Annotated in this window: 17 protein-coding genes and 1 tRNA gene; 13 read left to right on the top strand and 5 right to left on the bottom strand. The window is 46.6% G+C overall.

Annotated elements, in window-relative coordinates; genetic code table 11:
• Window positions 1-82: 82 nt before the first annotated feature.
• The 5 genes from GWC94_RS05815 (at window position 83) to GWC94_RS05795 (ending at window position 4,707) form a co-directional block, all read left to right on the top strand.
• Window positions 83-2,056, top strand: coding sequence for a fumarate reductase/succinate dehydrogenase flavoprotein subunit (locus GWC94_RS05815; protein WP_161834087.1), 1,974 nt, complete (start codon window positions 83-85; stop codon window positions 2,054-2,056).
• Between the two features lie 81 nt (window positions 2,057-2,137).
• Window positions 2,138-2,494: a four helix bundle protein gene (locus GWC94_RS05810; RefSeq protein WP_161834086.1), complete on the top strand. Its 357-nt coding sequence runs from the start codon at window positions 2,138-2,140 to the stop codon at window positions 2,492-2,494.
• A gap of 44 nt (window positions 2,495-2,538) precedes the next feature.
• Window positions 2,539-3,303, top strand: coding sequence for a succinate dehydrogenase/fumarate reductase iron-sulfur subunit (locus tag GWC94_RS05805; RefSeq protein ID WP_161834085.1), 765 nt, complete (start codon window positions 2,539-2,541; stop codon window positions 3,301-3,303).
• Between the two features lie 69 nt (window positions 3,304-3,372).
• On the top strand, window positions 3,373-3,861 hold the full coding sequence (locus GWC94_RS05800) for a VOC family protein (RefSeq protein ID WP_161834084.1): 489 nt from the start codon (window positions 3,373-3,375) through the stop codon (window positions 3,859-3,861).
• A 138-nt stretch (window positions 3,862-3,999) separates the two neighbouring features.
• The gene (locus tag GWC94_RS05795) at window positions 4,000-4,707 is read left to right on the top strand and encodes a tRNA1(Val) (adenine(37)-N6)-methyltransferase (RefSeq protein WP_317163440.1); all 708 of its coding nucleotides are present in this window, start codon (window positions 4,000-4,002) and stop codon (window positions 4,705-4,707) included.
• Between the two features lie 9 nt (window positions 4,708-4,716).
• Here the strand turns inward: GWC94_RS05795 and GWC94_RS05790 are convergent, their stop codons facing one another.
• Complete coding sequence (locus GWC94_RS05790; protein WP_161834082.1) at window positions 4,717-5,913, bottom strand: NAD(P)-dependent oxidoreductase; 1,197 nt, start codon at window positions 5,911-5,913, stop codon at window positions 4,717-4,719.
• 108 nt (window positions 5,914-6,021) lie between these two features.
• A complete protein-coding gene (locus GWC94_RS05785) occupies window positions 6,022-6,999 on the bottom strand; it encodes a c-type cytochrome (RefSeq protein WP_161834081.1) in 978 nt (325 codons plus the stop codon).
• A 357-nt stretch (window positions 7,000-7,356) separates the two neighbouring features.
• Between GWC94_RS05785 and GWC94_RS05780 the strand changes: the two genes are divergently transcribed.
• The 8 genes from GWC94_RS05780 (at window position 7,357) to GWC94_RS05745 (ending at window position 14,285) form a co-directional block, all read left to right on the top strand.
• Window positions 7,357-7,863, top strand: coding sequence for an iron-sulfur cluster co-chaperone HscB C-terminal domain-containing protein (locus GWC94_RS05780; RefSeq protein WP_161834080.1), 507 nt, complete (start codon window positions 7,357-7,359; stop codon window positions 7,861-7,863).
• A gap of 477 nt (window positions 7,864-8,340) precedes the next feature.
• Window positions 8,341-8,655, top strand: a complete 315-nt coding sequence (locus GWC94_RS05775) for a type II toxin-antitoxin system RelE/ParE family toxin (RefSeq protein ID WP_161834079.1) — start codon at window positions 8,341-8,343, stop codon at window positions 8,653-8,655.
• Window positions 8,656-8,720: 65 nt separating this feature from the next.
• A complete protein-coding gene (locus GWC94_RS05770) occupies window positions 8,721-9,023 on the top strand; it encodes a HigA family addiction module antitoxin (protein WP_161834078.1) in 303 nt (100 codons plus the stop codon).
• Window positions 9,024-9,684: 661 nt separating this feature from the next.
• The gene (locus GWC94_RS05765) at window positions 9,685-10,797 is read left to right on the top strand and encodes a ParB N-terminal domain-containing protein (RefSeq protein ID WP_161834077.1); all 1,113 of its coding nucleotides are present in this window, start codon (window positions 9,685-9,687) and stop codon (window positions 10,795-10,797) included.
• A 3-nt stretch (window positions 10,798-10,800) separates the two neighbouring features.
• Window positions 10,801-11,736 (top strand): hypothetical protein, encoded by a 936-nt coding sequence (locus GWC94_RS05760; RefSeq protein WP_161834076.1) that lies wholly within the window; start codon window positions 10,801-10,803, stop codon window positions 11,734-11,736.
• Window positions 11,737-11,764: 28 nt separating this feature from the next.
• Window positions 11,765-13,171, top strand: coding sequence for a hypothetical protein (locus tag GWC94_RS05755; protein WP_161834075.1), 1,407 nt, complete (start codon window positions 11,765-11,767; stop codon window positions 13,169-13,171).
• Window positions 13,152-14,021, top strand: a complete 870-nt coding sequence (locus GWC94_RS05750) for a DNA adenine methylase (protein ID WP_161834074.1) — start codon at window positions 13,152-13,154, stop codon at window positions 14,019-14,021. Before GWC94_RS05755 ends, GWC94_RS05750 begins: the two co-directional genes overlap by 20 nt.
• An 84-nt stretch (window positions 14,022-14,105) precedes the next feature.
• The gene (locus GWC94_RS05745) at window positions 14,106-14,285 is read left to right on the top strand and encodes a hypothetical protein (protein WP_161834073.1); all 180 of its coding nucleotides are present in this window, start codon (window positions 14,106-14,108) and stop codon (window positions 14,283-14,285) included.
• Window positions 14,286-14,864: 579 nt separating this feature from the next.
• Here GWC94_RS05745 and GWC94_RS05740 read toward each other — a convergent pair.
• The 3 genes from GWC94_RS05740 to GWC94_RS05730 all read right to left on the bottom strand — a co-directional run bounded on the left by GWC94_RS05740 (window position 14,865) and on the right by GWC94_RS05730 (window position 17,824).
• Window positions 14,865-14,948 (bottom strand) — tRNA-Leu (locus GWC94_RS05740).
• Window positions 14,949-15,125: 177 nt separating this feature from the next.
• Complete coding sequence (locus tag GWC94_RS05735; RefSeq protein WP_161834072.1) at window positions 15,126-16,082, bottom strand: YihY/virulence factor BrkB family protein; 957 nt, start codon at window positions 16,080-16,082, stop codon at window positions 15,126-15,128.
• A 137-nt stretch (window positions 16,083-16,219) separates the two neighbouring features.
• On the bottom strand, window positions 16,220-17,824 hold the full coding sequence (locus tag GWC94_RS05730; RefSeq protein WP_202628647.1) for a carboxylesterase/lipase family protein: 1,605 nt from the start codon (window positions 17,822-17,824) through the stop codon (window positions 16,220-16,222).
• Between the last annotated feature and the right edge of the window lie 69 nt (window positions 17,825-17,893).

Here is a 17,893-nt window from a genome sequence, read left to right as displayed (position 1 = left end):
TCAGACATGAGACGTGAAACGAAGAAAACACGATTGCAATCCACCATTCATCGAACATTCTCAAACCGACAAACCTCGCAATATGATAGATGCAAAAATTCCTTCCGGTCGCTTAGACGATAAATGGACCGACTATAAGGGACATTGCAAACTGGTGAACCCTGCCAACAAACGCAAGCTTGAAGTGATCGTGATCGGTACCGGTCTTGCGGGCGCTTCCGCAGCGGCTTCGCTGGGTGAACTGGGTTATAAGGTAAAAGCATTCTGTTTCCAGGATTCTCCCCGCCGCGCTCACTCTATCGCCGCGCAGGGAGGCATCAACGCCGCCAAGAACTACCAGAACGACGGCGACAGTGTTTTCCGTTTGTTCTACGATACGATCAAAGGCGGCGATTACCGTTCACGCGAGGCCAATGTTCACCGCCTGGCCGAAGTGAGCGCCAATATCATCGACCAGTGCGTGGCGCAGGGCGTACCTTTTGCACGCGAATACGGCGGTTTGCTGAGCAACCGTTCATTCGGCGGCACCCAGGTGCAACGTACCTTTTATGCAGCGGGCCAAACAGGACAGCAGCTGCTGATAGGCGCTTACCAGGCGCTCGAAAGACAGGTGGCACTGGGCAATGTAAAAATGTACAGTCGCCACGAAATGCTGGATGTGGTGGTAATCGATGGCAAGGCAAGGGGCATCATTGCCCGTGACCTGATCACCGGTAAACTTGAAAGACATTTCGGGCATGCCGTACTGCTTTGCAGCGGCGGCTACGGCAACGTATTCTATCTTTCCACCAATGCCATGGGCAGCAATGTTACCGCGGCATGGAAAGCACATAAAAAAGGAGCGGCATTTGCCAATCCCTGTTTTACACAGATTCACCCCACCTGCATACCGGTAAGCGGCGACCACCAGTCTAAACTTACGCTGATGTCCGAATCGCTGCGTAACGACGGACGTATCTGGGTGCCCAAACAAAAAGGCGATAACCGCAAAGCCAGCGATATTCCCGAAGAGGAAAGGGACTATTACCTCGAGAGAAGGTATCCTGCCTTTGGTAACCTGGTACCGCGCGACGTGGCTTCCCGTGCAGCCAAAGAAAGATGCGATGAAGGATATGGCGTAGGCACCAGCAGACAGGCGGTATACCTCGATTTTGGCGCGGCGATCATTCGTTATGGAAAGATCGAAGCGGGCAAGGAAGGCAAAGACAACGCCACACAGGAAGAGATCATTGCCATGGGCAAAGATGTTGTGAAAGAGAAATACGGCAACCTGTTCGATATGTACGAAAAGATCACCGGCGAAAACCCCTATGAAGTGCCGATGCGTATCTACCCTGCCGTACACTATACCATGGGCGGACTGTGGGTGGATTATGAACTGCAGACCAATATACCCGGACTGTATTCGCTCGGCGAAGCCAATTTCAGCGATCACGGTGCTAACCGCCTCGGCGCCTCGGCATTGATGCAGGGCCTGGCCGACGGTTATTTTGTGATACCCTATACCATCGGTAACTACCTGGCAGACGAGATCTACACCAAAGCGGTGGACATTTCGCATGCGGCTTTTGAAGAAGCCGAGAAAGCGGTGTCCGACAGGATCCATACGCTGATGAACATCAACGGTAAACAGAGCGTGGAAAGTTTTCACAAGCGTTTGGGCAAGATCATGTGGGACAAATGCGGGATGGCGCGCAATGCAAATGGTCTGCAGGAAGCGATCGTTGAGATACAGACCCTGAAAAAAGAATTCTGGAGCGACCTGCGTATTCCCGGCGCCATCGGCGAAATGAACCCCGAACTGGACAAAGCCAATCGCGTAGCCGATTTCATCGAGCTGGGAGAACTGATGTGCAAAGACGCGCTCAACCGCAACGAAAGCTGCGGCGGCCATTTCCGCGAGGAGTACCAGACCGAAGAAGGCGAAGCCCTCCGCGACGATGCCAACTACATGTACGTAGCCGCATGGTCGTACAACGGCGACAGTAACTGGGAACTCAGGAAAGAGTCACTCAACTACGAAGTGATCAAACCGACGCAGCGGAATTATAAGTAGTTGTGACGGGTAGTTAATGCAGGCATGATTTGAAAATTTGAAAGTGTGCTAATTTGACAATTGCACTTCAAATTTTCAGTGATGCGGAATGACAAAAAGAATTTGATCATAGAGAAGACCATAGCGTTTTCACTGCTGATCATAAAGTATACGGAAGTTCTTGAACAGGATAGAAAATTTGTGATTGCCAGACAACTGCTGCGCTCGGCTACGGCCATCGGCGCAAACGTCTTTGAAGCACAGAATGCAGAGAGCAAGAACGATTTCATCCACAAAATGAAAATCGCCGCCAAGGAAGCGAGTGAATCGTATTACTGGTTACTGCTATGCGAAAAAAGCGAGTCATACCCCTTCGACAAAAAGGCGTCGGATGAACTGAATGATATCATCCGCATCCTGTCGAGGATCATCGCCACATCAAAGAAGACTGCTGTCTGATCAGATTCTCAAATTTTCAAATCATCAAATTTTCAAATTATTGTATGGAACATTACAGCATGAACCTGAACCTCAAAGTATGGCGTCAAAAAGACACCAATGCAAAAGGGGCATTCAAAATGTACAGAGTGGAAAACATTTCTTCTGAAATGAGTTTCCTGGAGATGTTTGATGTTTTGAATGAACAGCTTGTACAGACCGGCGAGGAGCCGATTGTTTTTGACCACGATTGCCGGGAAGGTATCTGTGGCGCCTGTTCCATGTATATCAACGGTAAACCGCATGGCCCCTGGCAGGCAAACACCACCTGTCAGCTGCATATGCGCGCTTTCCAGGACGGAGATACCATTGTGGTGGAGCCCTGGCGCGCCGACGCATTTCCCGTGATCAAAGACCTGATGGTGGATCGTACCGCGTTCGACCGTATCATACAGGCCGGCGGTTATATCAGTGTGAATACCGGTAATGCCGTAGACGGCAACGCCATCCCGATCCCGAAAGACGATGCGGATGCCTCTTTTGCAGCGGCTATGTGCATCGGCTGCGGCGCCTGTGTGGCGGCGTGTAAGAACAGCAGCGCCATGCTGTTTGTATCTGCCAAGGTTTCGCACCTGGCGCTGTTGCCGCAGGGCGATCCTGAACGCAGCAGCCGTGTACTGAACATGGTGGCACAGATGGATAAGGAAGGATTCGGATCCTGCACCAATACCGGCGCCTGCGAAGCCACCTGTCCCAAAGAGATTTCACTGGACAATATAGCCCGCCTGAACCAGGAATACCTCCTGGCGAGCCTTACCAGCAATAAATAATCCGGATCCCGATAATTTTTGAAAAACCATTACGCATTGCGTGATGGTTTTTTTTATGGAGTTTTGGGTATGGAATATACCGTACCACCCAACACACGCATCGGGCACGTGCATCTCAAAGTGGCCGATCTTGACCGCGCACTTGGTTTTTACCAGGGACTGCTCGGGTTTCAGCTGATGCAGAAATACGGAACACAGGCCGCCTTTATTTCAGCAGGAGGCTACCATCACCATATCGGTCTGAATACCTGGTACAGCAAAGATGCCGCGCCGGCAAACATACATTCGCCCGGTCTGTTCCATACAGCCATCCTCTACCCTACCCGCAAAGACCTGGCTGCCGTTCTGAAAAGACTGAACGACGCCGGCTACCCGCTTACCGGTGCATCCGATCACGGCGTCTCCGAAGCGCTTTACCTCGATGATCCCGATCACAACGGCGTAGAACTCTACTGGGACAAGCCCCATGACCAATGGCCCTTCGACGAACAAGGCAACCTGCAGATGGTGACGGAGCGGCTGGATTTGGCGGGGCTGCTGAAGGAACTAACGGAGTAATGAGCAGATGAACAAGGAGCAAGGAGCAGGGAACGGAGGATCGGATAAGATAAGATAAGATTTTAAATCCGATCATCTGTTCCTTGTTCATCTGTTCCTTGTTCGATATTCGATATTCACCACTCAACATCCCATCCCGTGTCTTTTCAGTTCAAACAATTTACCATACACCAGGAACGCTGTGCGATGAAGGTTTGCACGGATGCCTGTTTATTCGGGGCCTGGCTTGCGGATATGGCTGCGGCGGAGCATACCGGCGGCAGGGTGCTGGATATCGGGACAGGAACAGGCCTGCTGTCTTTATTGCTGGCACAGCAACACGGGGCGATGATCGATGCGGTTGAGATAGACCCGGAAGCGGCAGTCCAGGCCGCGGAAAATTTCGGGGCATCGCCCTGGAAGGAACGGCTGCAGCTGGTGAACGGCGATATCAGGTCCTGGCAGCCGGGTGAGCGGTACGATCTGATTATTTCCAACCCGCCTTTTTTTGCGAACGACCTGAAAAGCGCAGACGCAAAACGCAACCTCGCATTGCATGGCGCGGCGCTTGGGCTGGACGAACTGTTCCGGATCGCAAGGGAACTGGTCAGCGACCGCGGCGCAATCGCCTTACTACTGCCCTATCACCGAAAGGAAGAAAGTATGCGGCTGGCCGGGCAACAGGGTTTGACTGCATCCTGGGTTGTGGATGTAAGACAAACAGAAAAGCATGGTTTTTTCAGGACGATGCTTTGGTTTGTTCCCTATGCTGTAACAACACAGACGGATGCAATAACGATCAAAGAAGAAAATGCATACAGCGAACGGTTTGTGTCTTTGCTGAAAGCGTACTACCTCTATTTATAAAGCGGGTATTTAATGCGCCGCATAATCGGACAGGTATTCGAATGCGGGTGTAAGTCCTCCCCCGCGCAGGATCATCGCGCGGTCAAGCACCTGGCTTCCGCCGCTTAGCAGGTCGGGCAATACGTATTTGATCAGCTGCTCGCCAAAAAAACGACTGGCATCCCTTGGCAGTTCATTGGGCAGGTTGCCAACGGCCATAATATCGATGCTGCTGCTGAGGTAGGGTGCTGTTTTGCTGCCGGTGAACTTATCGATACCGTAAACAGGATCATCGATCGTGGCATCGCCCAGGTTACAGGGAATACTTCCGTTTTTATCATCGGTAATATCCGCGATCGTCTGTATGCGAAACGCCGGCTGCTGTACATCGTTCATGGAAAACAGCCGCGGTATACCGGTATCCCAGTAAACCCCGTTCATCAGTATATCGGTATATGAACCATATTGTGCAAACACACAGGTATACGATTCGGGATGCGCATGAAAATCGTCGCGGCTGTACCCGCCATGCTGCCGGTGACGGTACAGGTAACTGCCTTTCAGCTGCACATATACCGGGTAGCGGAAATCCCTGGCGCAGTATTCTTCCGGCTCAACTTCCTGTATGTCCATCAGGTTCATGATCTCGAGAATACCATGCGCCACGCGGCCGCTGCCGGTAACCGCTATTTTCAGCGGTGGTAATTTCAGACCGAAATACGTATGGATAAGATCCCGGTAATCGCGCACATCTTGTACCCTGCCCAAATGAAACAGACCGGTCCGGTTACCATAGGCCATGATACCGTTATGCGCCCCCACGATACCGGCAAAAAATCCAAAGCCGATGATCCGCTGCCCGTCCTCGTGCTCCAGGCATTCGTAGTCTATCAGGGTGATCTTCTTGTCCATCATCACCTGCAGCATATGCCGGTTATGCGCCTGTTTTTTTCGGGTATGGGAGAAGAAAAGATAGGTCTTGCCACTGATCAGCTGATCCACCGGCACTTCCTTGATCCCCAGCAGTATGTCGCAGTCATCCATTTTCTCCACCAGCTTCACGCCTGCCTGCTGGTATTCTTCATCCGTATAACACCGGTTCGGTGAACGCTGCACAAGGATCGCTACATCCCTGTTATCCGATAACCACCTGCACTGCGCAGGCGATAAGGCAACACGATTATCAGCGGGAATTTTCCCTTCCCGGATCAGGCCGATGGTAAGCATCCGGTAATTTAAGGAAGTCCCGCGGTTTATCGGTTGATTAGTTCGTTCGTTTATTGGTCTGCCAATAACGAGCACGGTACTTCACACTGTACCAACAAACCAATCAGCCTATTTTCTACCGGTGAACTTCACTACCTCGTGGTCAACAGGTTGCAGGGTACGCAGGTAGACATAGATGGCGCCGAGGTCTTCTTCTTTCATACCGGCGTACATGGTCCAGGGCATGATGGTGTTGTATTCTTTGGTGAAGTCGATCTTTGGTGAGCGGTAATTACTGTCCGCATACTGTTTGAACAGGGTTATAAAATCCGATTTGGATAATTTACCGATGCCAGAGGCCGCGGGCGTGATATTGGCGGATCGCAGCGTACCGCCCGGCAGTTCAAATATGCGGCCGCCGGCAAGACGGAATGCTTCATCGAATTTACCTCTGTCGAATGGTGTATGGCATTCACCGCACGCGCCCGCTTTAACCAGGTAACCACCGTAGGCGATCGTATCGCTCACCGGGGGTTTGGTTACCAGCGCGGCTTTCGTCGGCATGGTATTGATCAGGAAATTTACCGGGAAATCCGCCTCCGATTCAGGTATTTTGTTATCGAGCGGCTGCAGCGTACGGATATAGGCAATGATATCATAAATATCTTCCCTGTCCATTTTGCCATAGTTTAAATAAGGCATTACCGGGAACATCGCCTTACCGTTTTTCTTTACCCCGGTGGTGATGGCACGGAACAATTCGCCGTCTGTATAACCCGATACCGCAGCGGGTGTAATATTGGCGGAATAAAAACTGCCGGGAAATCCCATCTGCGGCGTAAATGCCTCCCCGCCTTTACCCAATGTGCCGGCTGTTGGCGGTGCTGAGAACAGGGACCAGTCGCGCGTAGAATGACAGTCCACGCAAAGCGTTACATGGTTAGCGAGGTACTCGCCTCGCTGCACACGTTCAGGCGTATAATGGATGGTAATGTTTTCGGGGTCGCCGGTATCGGGTAATCCGAATTTGATATAGGCGGCTGCCACACCCACGATCACCACAATGACGGTAAAGGTCAGTAGCGTATAACGCAATGCTTTTTTCATGGCTGGTTTTTTGGTGCGGGTAAGATAGAAAGCGGAATTGGATTCTCATAGTGAATACCGCTACCGGCTCAAGTTAATTTTGCACGCCATTCCCGCGTTTCAGCGCGTGAAAAAACCGGCACTGCAGATCTTTTTCCCTGGCTAGCTGATGAGTGCCTGATACTCAGGAAAAAAGAGTGTCTATCATTTCGTAATTTTGCGGAATTGTCGGGCGGTTTATGGGTTGATTGATTTTATGGGTCGATAGGCTGACCAAATTTCCTGTTCAAACATCAACCGGAAATAACCGTCCCTTCGATCGCAGGCAACCGTAAACCAATGACTCAATAAAGCAACAGACTAACAGCAACCAGACAGATGAACCATTTCGAATTATACCATATCCCTGTTTCACTGCGCCCCGATCCTGCCCTGGTAAAGACCCGGTTTTATGAACTCAGCAGGCAATTCCACCCGGATTTTCACGGGCAGGCCAGCGAGGAGGAACAGGATGCCATGCTCGAAAAAGCATCGCAGGTGAACATGGCGTATAAAATATTCCGCAATCCCGATGCAACCATCAAATATGTGCTGCAGCTGAAGGGACTGCTGGAAGAAGAAGAGAAATACCAGCTCCCGCCCGATTTCCTGATGGAAATGCTGGAGTTGAACGACCAGGCCCTGGAAGCGGATACACCCGAGGCAAAACAGCAACTCGCTGCAACCATCGATAACATTAAACAAGCGCTATATGAACCTGTGGAAAAGACTGTGGCAGATTATCAGGAAGGTATTACTTCCGAAAAAGAACTGCTGCAAGTAAAAGAATATTATTACCGGAAGAAATATTTGGATAGGGTGTTGGAGGGTAATTTGAAAATTTGAGAATCAGGGGATTTGAAAATGAGTGTATTGGCGGGTGGGGTTGTTAAATGGCTATAGGGTTATATTGTTTCATTGTTGCAGGGCCATTGACCGGTCGGATAAAAACAAGTTTCTCCGGATAGTCTCCCGCAGCGGGCTATGCGGTTCCCGAATAAGTGTTGCCCGAAAGCGGTATGAATTCCCGCCACCTGGAAATGCTACCGTTTTGATTTGAGTGTTGAGTTTTCTTCTTACAACGCGGGCAAACTGGTCAGGCAATCGTCCTATTCGATTACCAAGCGTATCATATGTATTCTTTGTCAAATTATACAAAGAAAAATAACCCTTCCACGGCACATATAATGTATCTGTCGAATATACCTGCTGTGGATGATATATCTAATCAACTTCCCACTTTTTGGTAATTCAATAAAATTACCTATTTTTGGGAAGTAATGCAGTTATTGCTGTTTACGATCGCTCTTTTAATTTTTGCTGATGAACATCAGATTTAACAACGAGTATCTGGAAAAGGTATTCAGAAGTCAGAGACTCCCTGGCAAACCGAGATTCAATACGGAGGTCATTCTTGCTTTCAAGAAGACTATACTGAAACTCAGGTCTGCAGGCAGCCTCAAAGAATTATATAATCTGAAAGAACTGAACCTGGAAGCCCTGAAAGGAGATTACAAAGGGTTTTATTCGGTCCGCGTTGATCAGAAGTACCGTCTCATACTGAGTGTTGAGGCCGGAGGCACTATCGGGATCAGCGAAATTCTGGTAATTGAGGAACTGACCAATCATTACCGGTAATTGTATAGAATTGTCAGGTTTATCAGGGTAGCGGAGAGGAGCCGCTACCCTTACAAAAAGAAAGTATGTCCGATTATAAAATCATAGGAAAGAACGGGAAAGAGATATTTACAGATATTTCACTGCACCCCGGCGAAGTTCTCGCCGACGAGCTAACCGCCCGCAATATCAGTAAACAGGATTTTGCCTGCCAGCTCGATATGAGACCCAGTCATTTCAGCGATTTGCTGCATGGCAGGCGTCATGTGGGTGCTGCGCTCGCCCTGAAATTGGAGAAACTGCTGAAGATATCGGCTGAATACTGGATGCGGCTACAGGTATATTATGATCTTGTTGAAGAAAGAAACCGGCAGGAGAATGCAGCTTGACGCATTGAAACGCCTCTTAGAATTTCCTGGGGGTAGATAGAATACGGAGCATTAAAAATTATTGCTGTTTGTCGATTTTTGCAACTTTCAGTGCAAGGTTCGAATTCCAGGCACAAAAAAAGCAATTACCCCATGTGTAATTGCTTCATTTAAATTTGTGCCCAGAACAGGAACACGATCTCTTATGATATTCAATACCTTATAGGTATTGTGTGCCAAGTACGCGCCGGATTTTCCAGATGTTCCGTAACACGGAATCGAACCTGCACAAAATCAGGTCACTTTTTCGGACTTGGTTAATGAATAAAGAACTTTCTAAATACAGCTCAAAGTTAGGCAATGATGTTAGATTGTCATTCGATTTTATAGCTAAATATTATCATTCGAATACCGCTTTGATTATGACTCCACCGAATCGTAAAATGGCAACCGGAAATACTTACCACATCGGTTCAGGGTTAATGATATTAGACTAATTAACCCTAGACGGTCTATATATTTTAAGAGTTAATCCGCTAAAATTCAATATCTAAAACGTACTATAAAGTATCTATATTTGCAGATTTAAGCCAAAATGCTTAATATAGAGGCGTAAGTTCGCCCTGTTTCAGACAATTTGTTTGTTACCCACCGGTATTATGCCGGTGTTTAAATTTTAGACATGACCAAAATAGAACAAATAGAACTCGCAAAGCTTCGGTTTGATACCAAAAACCCGCGTTTATTTGAATTTGGTATTAATGAGGCATCTAGTGAAGAAGACATGATTGGGGTATTATGTAAAATAATGTCTGTGAAAGAGATTGTTTTGTCTATTTATAACTCCGGCTTTTTTGAAAATGAGCCATTGGTCGCCGTAAAAAATGATAATGAAGATAGCTTTACGGTTATAGAAGGGAACCGAAGATTAGCGGCGATTAAGGTAATTACTGAGTATGCTAAGTATACAGAATATTATCCTTCACAAATACCCCCTCCTTCAGAAGCGCTAATAAAAAGCCTGCAACTTTTGCCAGTAATGGTGGAAGAATCCAGGGAAAAATCTTGGCAATTTATAGGATTCAAGCATGTTAATGGAGCACTGAAGTGGACGAGTTTTGCCAAAGCTCAATATATTGCCCATGTGCATAATGACTTTGGTGTGCCACTCAACGCAATTGCTTTGCAGATTGGCGATTCAAATAAAATTGCGCAAAGATTGTATCAGGCACTTATGGTTTTAACCCAGGCAGAAGACACTAAAGTATTCAATAGAGCAAATATTTATCCAACACGTCTATATTTTTCACATTTATATACAGGACTTCAATATGAAGGTGTAAAAGATTTCATCGGGTTGAAAGACGTTTCCGAAGAGGTGAAAGATCCTGTTCAAAAAGTAAATGAGCTTGGCGAATTGCTTACCTGGATGTATGGAAATAAAATGGAAGATACCAAACCGATCATCCAATCACAAAACCCAGATTTACGTAATCTTGATAGTGTGTTAAAGGTGCCTGCTGCAATCGAAACATTAAGAAGCAAAGGTGACTTGTCGGTTGCATATGAGAACAGCCAACCTGATGATAGCAAATTTTTCCAAAGCCTGAATGACTCCAAATTAGCGTTGTATAAAGCATTGCAATATGTTGCTACTGGTTATAAGGGTGATGAAGAAAAACTAAGAATGTCTGGAACTATAGCTGATATGAGCGATCAGTTATACTCTACGATGGAGAGTATTTATAGCACCCAAGCAGGTAATTCAAAAAAACAAAGACTCACCGAAAAATAATCCATGTTTAAGCTATTTACCCAAAGTCCGACCGGTGAGGATCATATCGTTGAAATATGTGACTACCTAGAAGTAAAAACGCTAATCTCAAAAGACTATGAAGCGTCATTGAATGACATTCTTAAAGAATTTTTAGGACCGGCTGATGAAGAAAGTGATGATGGCATCGACGACTATGCAGATAAAATGCGTGAAAAGATTGAAATGGTTTCCGGTGAATGTGATCGCAGGAAATTAGCCTGTGGTGGACAGTATCCTTTTGAGTTGCAGTTCGAGGGAGAATTACTGAAGTTTAACGGGTTTGCTGACCCATCAGCATATACCTACGTTTATCTATTGATGTCCACACGACTCAATATGAATGACAATAGAATTTTTAAGGAGGTGAATGGCGCAGGACTTCTAGAGTTCATTTCTGCAGAAGTGACAAGAAATTATCTTGGCCCACTTAGTGAAGCAATCGTGTTTGGTACTGCTGTACCAGGAAGCTTCGAGTCGAAAGTAAATAACCTTTGTGAGTTGACCGGCGAGGGAATAGAGTTCGTAAACCACTCTGGTGGACCTGTTGATGAAAATGATGGGGGGCTTGACGTTTTAGCATGGATCAATTTTAGTGATAAAAAAGCGGCTAAATTGGTAGCCTTCGGTCAATGTAAAACTGGTACAACATGGGAAGACAAACTATCTGATTTAGATCCTACTGCCTTCTGTAAATCATGGTTGTACCGACAACCTGCTTTTACGCCGATTAAAATGTTTTTCATTTCAGATATACTCGTTGATGAAAGATGGTATAAAAAAGTTGTGTTGTCAGGAATTTTGTTTGACCGGTTGAGAATTGTGGATAAGGCCCCCAAACTATTCTCTGAAGAACTGATGTCGAATATAATTACCTGGACCTTAGAAGCTGTGAAGGTAACAACCGACAAACTTAATTAAGGCCAGAATTTGGCGCAACAAAACTAACATGCCGACAAAAAAACAAATAAACTATTATTGGCCACAAGAGGATCATTCTGTTATTGACCTTTTTCTCGATCAGAAAAATATACGACTTCCAATTTCCGCAAATACACAAAACGCATTAATACAGGATTTATTTTCCAATGAAGATGCTTTTGATTTAGTAAAAAGTTTTGTTCAGAATAGACTCTTCCCCGATGAGTTTCCCATTGCCGTTAAAGAAAAAGGGAAGCTTGTAATTATTGAAGGCAACAGAAGATTGGCCGCACTCAAAGCCATGAATCAACCTGACCTGGTTCCCGCGTTTAAGGACAAAATAAAATCACTTACCAATCCAAATATCACAACGATAAAGGTAGTTATTGCTCCAAACCGTGAATCGGCTTTAAAGCATATTGCCAATAAGCATACAATCAATTATAGACGCCCTTGGAAGCCTTTGCGCCAAGCCTATTTTTACAAAAGCCAGATAGATAACGGAAGGACAATTCAAATGCTCAAAGAGGATTATCCAGAGCACGATATACCCAAGTTTATTAAGATGATTGAAATGCATCATTTGGCTAAATCTTTGCCATTTTCTGACGTTCGTGTTTTGGATAAAATTCACGATGAACGAAAATTTCCAATCACCAATCTAGAAAGATTGTATGATAGTCCACATGTGCAGGAAGCATTCGGCTATGAATTCGATGCCAATGGTAAACTGAAAGGTCACATTGATCAAAAAGAGTTTAATAAGGGTTATACAAGACTTGTGGAAGATGTTGCTACCGGGGCTGTTGACTCCCGTAAAACAAACACAGCCACGCAAATACAAAAATATGTTGAGGCGCTACCCGATGATTGTAAACCCAATCTTAAAAAGAAAGGAAAATTTAGCGCTAAAGACTTTAAGGAAAATAAGCATAGTAAAGAATCTGGGAATTATCGAAGTACGCCTTTGCCAGATGGCTTGTTTCTTTCTTCCCATCTGCCTTATAAATTAAAGAGTACAGCGCTGCGCTTCCTTTATGACGAACTTAAAGATATTAATGTAAAAAAATTCCCCAACGCAGCTCATGATCTTTTGAGAAGTTTTCTGGAATGCGCTTTGATAGTATTTTTTAAACAAGTGGGAGAATATAGTGCCATCGCAAAAACCGATCAGCACAATCCCAAATTAGGTGAAATGCTGACACATATAATTAATCGAAAAAGTAAGTTCATCATTGATAGTAACATCATAGAAGTCGTAAAACAAATAAAATCGGATTACGATAGTCCTTATTCACTTGAACGGATGAATATGAGTAATCATAATGAGAACTGGAATTCGTCAGAAAAAGATGTACGGGTGGCCTGGGGTAAAATCGAAGGCCTTTTTAAAATCATTTTAAATCCAATAACCAATGGTGTCCATAGCAAATAAATCGAAAAAATTTTACAGCCCTTTGAGGTATCCAGGCGGAAAAGCTTGCCTATCTGAGTTTTTGGCTGATCTGATTGTAGAAAACGATTTATCTGATTGTACTTATGTCGAGCCTTACGCGGGAGGCGCTGGAGCTGCCCTCACGCTGTTAATGCTTGAAAAAATAGAGCAGATAATTATTAATGATTTTGACCCTGCGATATATTCTTTTTGGAAATCTGTGGTTGATGAAACGGATCGATTTATTAAAAAAATAAAGACTGTTCCGCTTACAATGGACGAGTGGAGTAAACAAAAAAAAATATATTCAAGCAAAACAACAGACTCATTTAAGTTGGGGTTTGCTACATTCTATTTAAACAGAACAAACCGATCTGGTATCATAGAAGGCGGTGTGATCGGGGGTAACGAACAATTGGGTCAGTGGGGAATTGATGCAAGATTTCACAGAGAGCATCTTGTTGAACGAATCGAAAAAATAGGACAATACCGAAACCGAATTAAAGTAACTAACAAAGACGGGATCAGTCTGATTAAGCAGTTAAAAAACAAGTCGAAAATTTTCGCTTATTTAGATCCTCCATATTACGTTAAAGGAAGTTCACTATATCTTAACCATTATAGGCACAACGATCATCAAAAGCTGGCAAAAATCTTAAACGAAAATGCTGACATGAATTGGATATTGACTTATGATAATGTATCTGAAATTTCATCGTTATATGCTGATCGATCGTGTTACGAGTTTTCGTTAAATTATCATGCTAACAAAGCAAAAAAGGGCGAAGAACTACTTGTATTATCAGACAATCTTACAATGCCACTTACATATCCAGATAATCTAAACTAACCAAATTCATTTTGATTTCTTACCTGCCGAGAGTGTAAAATAAACTGTGTCAGGAGTTAAGTAATTAACTTTAAAACACAGAAAATGGAAAAGAACAATCCTGGAAGCCTCGATTATGAGGCAATGAAGCAAAAGCTCAAAGAGCAGTTCCGGACGGGTAAATCATTGTTCAGTAAAGGCGGCGCCTTTGCCCCCTTGCTGGAGGAGTTGCTCAATTCTATGCTTGAAGGCGAACTGGAAGGCCATCTGGATGAAGAGGAATAGTCAAAGAAACTCCATGGTTATTATTGATTGCAGGCATTTTGGGATATGTTTTGGGAGCGGCACTTGAACCCGTTTTTCAAAGAATATTTCACACGGCATGACAATATCTGGAATTAGCATTTTTACAAAGTTGGCTAACAGCAGAGTCACTGATAGAGAAGAAAACTGGAGATTCGAGGGATAAAGACAAATGCTTTGGGTGTAATCGGTTTCTTCGAGAATGAATGACATTAAACCTCAATTAACTTTAAGGGCGATTTTATGCAGATATAAATCGTGATTGCCACAATTGTATGCATTCGAGAGGTCTTAGGGAGGATAACTCACAGTTGATTTGTCTCTTCGACTATCATACTCGTAAAGCTGATATAAAGGCGTACTATGATAAGAAATATGGGATTACATCGAGTGGTTAAGGCTTTTTAATCGCCTACCCTGCACAACTAAATTGAATGCTACCAAATATTCTTTACCTTGTGGGAGGAACATTTTGACACCTTTTTTGACACCTCTTCCAAACAAAAAAACCGCTTAAACATTGATTTTAAACGGTTTATAAAAGCTGTTTTTCAGCTTTTGTGCCCAGAACAGGAATCGAACCTGCACTACCTTGCGATAACCAGATTTTGAGTCTAGCGCGTCTACCAGTTCCGCCATCTGGGCCTGAAAAATGCCGTTGGTTTGGGTCCTCGCGCGCCTGCCGCTGCATGCTCATACAGCCTTACACACGCCGGGCTGCAATATTACTGTATGACGGTATACCGGCCAAAAAAACTGTAGCTGCCGGCATGGGAAACCGTTTGCCGGGAATAGACTGATTACTGCTGGAGCAACTGACGCTTAATTGGCCATTGCCTCGTCGCCGAAATTTTCGGTTTCGATCTCGGCCACTTTTTTGCCGTATATATAGAATTCCGAATGCGGCAGCAGACCGATGTGACTGCGGGTTTCAGTCGCCCATACCTTGGTGAACGAGGCGCCGAAATACAATATCATCGCCGAATAGAACACAAACAGCAGCACCAGCACATAGGGCGCCGACCTGCCGAATACGATCTCGAGATGACTGTCCACCAGCAGGTGCTTGAGCAATAGCTTCCCTATCGAAAAAAGAAAACTGGTCAGCAGCGCGCCCGTGATGCAAGCCGGCCAGGAAACACGGCCATCGGGCACAAAACGGAACAGCAGCGCAAACCATATTGCCGTTATAAACACCGATATCAGGTAAGAGAGCAGCCCGCTCAGGAAAATACCCGAGCCCGGCAACAACTCATTGATGTACTTACCCAGCACCACCTGCAGCCCTTCCAGCACACCGCCCGCAAGAAACAGTACCGCTATCACCAGCACCAGCAGCAGGGAATAGAGCCTCCCTATCATTGAAATACGGAAGGCATGGTCGGGGTCTACCCGTATCATCCACAACTGGTTCACGGAATTGCGGATAACACGGAACAAAGTGGTGACCACGAACAGCATGAACAGCGATCCCGCCGTAACGGCCCACCAGCTCTCCACCAGGCCGCGAAAACCCCTGATGGTAACCACCACCTGGCGCATACTCTCCTCTCCCAGCACCGAAGACATCCGGTCAAACATTTCCGTGCTGATGTCTCCCCTGTTAAACAGCAGGCTGAGCAATTGTATCAGTATGATCAGTATAAAAGGCAGGGCAAACGTGGTAAAAAAAGCCGTGGCCCCCGCCAAACGCAGCGGGTCGTTCGACACCAGTACCTGCAGCGCGCCGCGCAGGGAGCGGCCGAAAGCTTGCAGCCTGTTGTTATTGGGTTTCGTCATCCGGTGTAAAATAAACACGGTTTTTCTGTTCCGCCGCAAAGATTTTTACACGGAAAGAATTCCGGGAAAACAAAAGGTCCGGTCTGTAGGCAAACAGACCTAAGGAAAGCGCGGGGCCTCGCTTAGGTTTGCCTCGTTTACAAAGAACCGGCGATCTTCATCAGTTCCAGGTCGGGGTTATGCCTGATCTCGCATTGGTTGTCGAAGATCATGGTAGTCCCGTTCTCCCTGGTATAGGCCGGCCACTGGGGCAGTCCTTTTGCATTGGGGTTGCCGGTGCGTGCAAAATTGATCCAGGCGCTGCTCATTTTCGCCGCCAGTTCCTTAGCCTGTTTGCCGCCGCCGGTCATTTCCTGGCAGCGGTCGATGTTATCAAACTGGAAAGCCAGGTCCATACAATGCATCGACTTATATATACCGCCATTGGCGGGCGACTGCCAGGTGAACAGGTACATATATACCGGCGCTGCGCCGGGCACGGCTTTCGTATTGCCATGTTTGATGGCGAAGGAACGGAAATTGAAATCGATGTCTGTATACCCTGCCGGCTGGCTGGCAGCCGGGTAAGCCGTTTTTACCGCAGCCATATACGCGTCTGTTTTATCACCGTATTTTTTCTGCAGGTTCGCTTTCACCTCCTCCATCGTTATGTTCGGATTAGCGGGCGCAAACGGCGTGGCTTCGTTTTTGGTGGAACCCACCAGCAGGGGAATATTTTTGGCCAGCTCCTGCGCTTTTGCCGTAGAAGGCTGATCGGGAAGATAATCGTCGATACCAGGGCCCCACCCCACTCCGGGCTTACCTTCCTTCACCAGTTCGGCCGATACCTTGCGGGATGCTTTTTTGGCGGCGCTGTACAGCACTTCGTAAGGCAGTCTCTGCAGCGAATCCACCTGCGATGCATTCAGTCCCAGTTCTGCCAGCAGGGCGGCGGCCACTTTTTGTTTGCTGCTTTTTTCCGCAAAGCCCCCGGTGATATAACTGCCGCTCTGCACAATGGCTTTGTGAAACAATCCTTTGGCCAAAGGGGCATTCATCAGGCTGGTTACCTTACCACCGCCGCCCGACTGTCCGAATATGGTCACATTACCCGGATCGCCGCCGAACTGTGCTATGTTCTGCCTGATCCATTGCAGCGCCATCTGTATATCCAGCAGACCGGCATTGGAAGATGCTTTGTATTTATCGCCATAGGCGGAAAGATCCAGAAAGCCCAGCACGTTCAGGCGATGGTTGATCGACACCAGCACCACATCGCCCTTCTTCGCCAGGTTCTCGCCGTCGTAAGAGGGTAATTCGATAGAAGAGCCCGCGGTAAAACCTCCGCCGTGCAGCCAGAGCATCACCGGGCGTTTCTTTCCATCGTTCAGCTGCTGCGTCCATACATTCAGGGTCTGGCAGTTTTCATTGGTATATCCCCAGTTATGGTTGAACGCAAATTCAAACACATCGTTTACGGTGGTGGTGGCGTCGGTAGGACATACCGGCCCGTAGGTCATAGAGCTGCGCACACCGGTCCAGGGCTCGGGTTTTTGCGGGGCAAGAAACCGTTCTGCTTTTGCATAGGGTATGCCTTTGAAAGTGAAGATACCGTTGTGCAGGTAGCCCTTTACCTTACCGCTTTCGGTGGCGGTAACGGCCAGGTTATCGCCCGCCTGTAACGGGTCGCCCTGCTGTGCGGTTACCGAAACCGCGGGAGCCAGGAACAGCAATAAGATACCGGGAAAGATTTTTTTCATCATGGCGAATGTTTTATCGCAGTAAGATAAGCAAAATGAGGCGAGCCGTCGTACGGTAATTCGTTACGCAAA

The sequence above is a fragment of the Sediminibacterium soli genome (assembly GCF_009939225.1).
Lineage (GTDB): Bacteria > Bacteroidota > Bacteroidia > Chitinophagales > Chitinophagaceae > Sediminibacterium > Sediminibacterium soli.
Note: the sequence above shows the minus strand (reverse complement) of the source record. Positions and strands in the feature narration are given on the sequence as shown.